Source organism: Oleiphilus sp. HI0066, assembly GCF_001635725.1.
On record NZ_LWFH01001369.1, the window covers coordinates 1 to 1,293 of the forward strand.

Consider the following 1,293-nt stretch of genomic DNA (forward strand, 5'->3'; position numbering starts at 1 on the left):
GCTGATGCAGTAGAGTCGATTATCGGCGCGACGTATTTGGATTCTGGTCATGACGTAGCCAAACAAATGGTATTGTCTTGGTACGAAGAACGATTGAGTTCTCCTGAGTTAGAAACGACAGAGAAAGATTCTAAGACTCAGCTGCAAGAATTGCTTCAAGCTAAAAAACAAGACTTACCGACATACGAGGTTTTGCGCACAGAAGGCGAGGCGCATGCACAAACGTTCTATATTCGTTGTACGATTCCTGCGGAAGGCATTTCTATTGAAACGAGTGGTTTGAGTAGGCGTAATGCAGAGCAAGATGCTGCTAAGTTAGCGATTGAACAATTAGGTAAGTAATATGAGCGATAAGAAGTTAGGCGATAACGATGCAGCGCAGTCTGCTGATGAGCTGGACGCTCTATTAGGTCAAGCATTTGGTGGCGTGGTGCAGAAGCACAACACTCGCTGTGGTTATGTTGCGATTGTTGGGCGGCCAAATGTTGGCAAATCAACCTTGATGAATCACATCTTAGGTCAAAAGCTAAGTATCACTTCTCGACGTCCGCAAACCACTCGACATCAAATCTTAGGAATAAAGACAAACGGGGCGAATCAAGCTGTATATGTTGATACGCCCGGCCTGCACTTGAAAGAACATAAGGCGATTAATCGCTACATGAACAAAGCCGCATCAAGTTCGTTGACTGATGTTGACGTGGTGGTGTTCGTTGTGGATCGTACGTATTGGACCGACGATGATGATCTGGTCTTAGAAAAATTACAGAATGTCGGTGCGCCGGTGATTCTGTGCATCAACAAAGTTGATCGTACAAAAGACAAGGGTGGCTTACTGCCGTACTTGCAAGAGATCTCTAAGAAAGGCGAGTTTCAAGATATCGTCCCTATTTCAGCGAAGCAAGGACACAACGTCGAGCAGTTGGAGAGTCTTATTGAGGAGTTGCTACCTGAGAGTATGCATTACTTTCCCGACTCCCAAGTTACCGACAAAAGTCAGCGCTTTTTAGCTGCAGAGTTAGTGCGCGAAAAGATCATGCGCCAACTAGGAGAAGAGCTCCCGTATTCGGTGACGGTTGAAATTGAAGAGTTTAAACAGAAGAGAAATATTCTTCATATTAGTGCCTTAATTCTTGTTGAACGTAGCGGCCAGAAAAAGATTGTGATCGGCGATAAAGGCCAGCAGATTAAGATTATTGGACGTGATGCGCGTAAAGATATGGAGCGTATGTTTGATAGCAAGGTCATGCTGAACTTATGGGTGAAAGTTAAGGGCGGTTGGTCCGATGATGA

The 1,293-nt window shown here is 44.9% G+C and carries 2 protein-coding genes; both read left to right on the forward strand.

From position 1 onward, the window contains the following. A partial coding sequence (locus tag A3738_RS20760; RefSeq protein ID WP_231876717.1) for a ribonuclease III family protein occupies positions 1-342 on the forward strand: 342 nt, incomplete at its 5' end. Position 343: 1 nt separating this feature from the next. After that, on the forward strand, positions 344-1,293 hold a 950-nt coding region (gene era, locus A3738_RS20765; RefSeq protein ID WP_082890094.1), incomplete at its 3' end, for a GTPase Era.